General features: G+C 75.8%; 1 protein-coding gene. It reads left to right on the top strand.

What is annotated here, in order from left to right; genetic code table 11:
- Positions 1 to 3,121: non-ribosomal peptide synthetase (locus IO20_RS0134060; protein WP_030557130.1), on the top strand; the 3,121-nt coding region annotated here is incomplete at both ends.

The following is a 3,121-nucleotide window of genomic DNA, read 5'->3' as shown; positions in this document are numbered from 1 at the left end:
GTCGGGCGATCCGAGTTTCGGGGAGCTGCTGGAGCGGGTGCGGGCCACCGACCTGGCGGCCTACGCGCACCAGGACCTCCCCTTCGAACGCCTGGTGGAAGTGCTCAACCCGGCGCGCTCCCTGGTCCGCCACCCGCTCTTCCAGGTCCTGCTGGCCTTCAACAACGGCGCGGCGCCCGACGAAGGACCCGCCGACCGGGCCTCGGACGTCCTGGTGCGGCCCGAGACGGTGGAGATCGCGGCGGCCAAGTTCGACCTGTCGCTGTCCTTCAACGAGGACCGGGCGGCCGACGGCACGGCGGCCGGGATGCGGGGCGTGCTGGAGTACAGCGCCGACCTGTACGACGAAAGCACGGCCCGAAGGATGGTCGAGCGCTACCTCCGGCTGCTCGAAGCGGCGGTCGCGGAGCCCCGCACCCCGCTGAGCCGCATCCCCGTCCTGAGCGAGGCCGAGCTGCACGACGTCCTCGTCCGGCGCAACGACACCGCCCGCGCCCTGCCCGACGCCTCCCCGCTGCGGCGGTTCGAGGCCCAGGCCGCCAGGACTCCCCGCTCCACAGCCTTGGTCGCGGACGGGGAGCGGATCGACTACGCCGAACTCGACGCACGGGCCGACCGGCTCGCCGCACTGCTGTCCCGGAGCGCCGCCGGGCGCGGCGGGCCCGTCGCCGTCGCCCTGCCGCGTGGCGCGCTGCTTCCGGTGGCTCTGCTCGCCGTCTGGAAGGCGGGCCTGCACTACCTGCCGCTGGACCCCGACCACCCGAAGAACCGCCTGGCGGACATCCTCACCGACTCCGCCCCCGGTTGCGTCATCACCACCACGGACCTCGCGGGCGGCCTCCCGCCGGTGCCCGCCCCGCTGCTCGTCCTGGACGACCCGGCCACCGCCGCAACGCTGGCCGCCGCCCCCGGCACCGCACGGGCCGAAGGCACGCGGGCGCGGGAGCGAGGGGAGGAGCTGGCGTACACCATCTACACCTCCGGCTCCACCGGCCGTCCCAAGGGCGTCATGGTGACCCGGTCGGCCGTGGCGAACTTCCTCGCCGACATGACCGAACGGCTGGAACTGGGGCCCGAGGACCGGCTGCTGGCGGTCACCACGATCTCCTTCGACATCGCCGTCCTGGAGATCTTCGCCCCGCTGCTCACCGGCGGCACGGTCGTCCTGGCCGACGCCACCACCCAGCGCGACCCCGCGGCCGTGAGGTCCCTGTGCGCCCGCGAGGGAGTGACGGTGATCCAGGCCACCCCCGGTTGGTGGCACGCCATGGCCGTGGACGGCGGCCTCGACCTCACCGCCCTGCGCGTGCTGGTGGGCGGCGAGGCGCTGCCGCCCGCCCTGGCCCGCACCCTCCTGGAACCCGGCCGCGCGCCGTCGGGCGATCGCCTGCTCAACCTGTACGGGCCGACGGAGACCACCGTCTGGTCCACCGCCGCGCACATCACCGCCGAGACCCTGGAGGCGCACGGCGGCGCCGTGCCGACCGGGGCGCCGATCGCCCGCACCGCCGCCTACGTGCTGGACGCCGCGCTGCGGCCCGTGCCCGACGGAGTGCCGGGGGAGCTGTACCTGGCCGGCGCCGGGCTGGCCCGCGGCTATCTGGGCCGGCCGGGGCTGACCGCCGAGCGGTTCGTGGCCTGCCCGTTCGGGGGGCCGGGGGAGCGGATGTACCGCACCGGCGACCTCGCCCGCTGGCGGCCCGACGGAAGCCTGGAACACCTGGGCAGGACCGACGACCAGGTAAAGGTCCGCGGGTTCAGGATCGAACTGGTCGAGGTCGAAAGGGCCCTTGCCCAGGCCCCCGGCGTCGGCCGGGCCGCCGCGGCCGTGCGCCCCGACCCCGCCGGCTCCGCCCGCCTGGTCGGCTATCTGGTACCGGCCGGCGGGAACGACGTACTCGACGAGAAGGCCGTGTCCGCCGCCGTACGGACGGTGCTGCCCGAGTACATGGTCCCCTCGGCCCTGGTGGTGCTGGCCGGTGGCCTGCCGCTGACCGCGAACGGCAAGCTGGACCGGGCCGCGCTCCCCGCGCCCGAGGCGGCAACCCGCCGGGGCCCCGGCCGGGCACCGCGCGGGCCGCGCGAGGAGATCCTGTGCGGGCTCTTCGCCGAGTTGCTGGGCGCGTCCGGGATCGGCGTGGACGACGACTTCTTCGCCCTGGGCGGCCACTCCCTGCTCGCCACCCGGCTCGTCGCCCGCGTCCGCAGCACACTCGGCGTCGAACTGGGGGTCCGGGAGGTCTTCGAGACACCGACCGTGGCCGGCCTCGCCGCCGCGCTCGCCGCGGCGGGCGCGGCCGGACCCCGGCTGCGCCCCGCCGACCCGCGTCCGGAGCGGCTGCCGCTCTCGTACGCCCAGCGCCGCCTGTGGTTCGTCCAGCAACTGGAGGGGCCCAGCACCACCTACAACGTCCCGCTGGCGTTGCGGCTGACCGGTCCGCTGGACGTGGCGGCGCTGCGGGCCGCGCTGGGGGACGTGGTCGCCCGGCACGAGAGCCTGCGCACCGTCTTCGCCGAGGACGAGCACGGCCCGCACCAGGTCGTCCTGCCCGCCGACCGCCCCGCCCCGCTCACCGGGCCCGTCCGGACCGATGAGGACGAACTCCCCCGCCTGCTGCGGGAAGCGGCCGAACACGCGTTTCGGCTGGACGCCGAACCCCCGCTGCGCGCCCACCTGTTCGCCACGGCGCCCGACGAGCACACCCTGCTCCTGGTCATGCACCACATCGCCACCGACGCCTGGTCGCAGCGGCCGCTGATCGCCGATCTGGCCGCGGCCTACGCCGCCCGCCACGCCGGGCGGGCCCCGGCCCTGCCGCCGCTACCGGTCGCCTACGCCGACTACGCCCTGTGGCAGCAGGCCCGCCTGGGCGACGAGCGGGAGGACAGCAGCGAACTGTCCGCCCAACTCGCCTACTGGCAAGGTGCGCTGGCCGGCTCCCCCGAGGAGCTGGCGCTGCCCGCCGACCGGCCCCGCCCCGCCGTCCCCTCGCACCGCGGCGACAGCGTGCCCATCTCCATCCCGCCGTGGGTGCACGGGCGGGTGGTGGAGTTGGCGCGGGAGTTCCGGGCGACGCCCTTCATGGTGGTGCACGCGGCGTTGGCGGCGTTGCTGACGCGG

The sequence above is a fragment of the Streptomyces exfoliatus genome (genome assembly GCF_000725545.1).
GTDB classification, from domain to species: Bacteria; Actinomycetota; Actinomycetes; order Streptomycetales; family Streptomycetaceae; genus Streptomyces; species Streptomyces exfoliatus.
The sequence above is the reverse complement of the archived record's forward strand: the minus strand, read 5'-3'. Positions and strand labels throughout refer to the sequence as shown.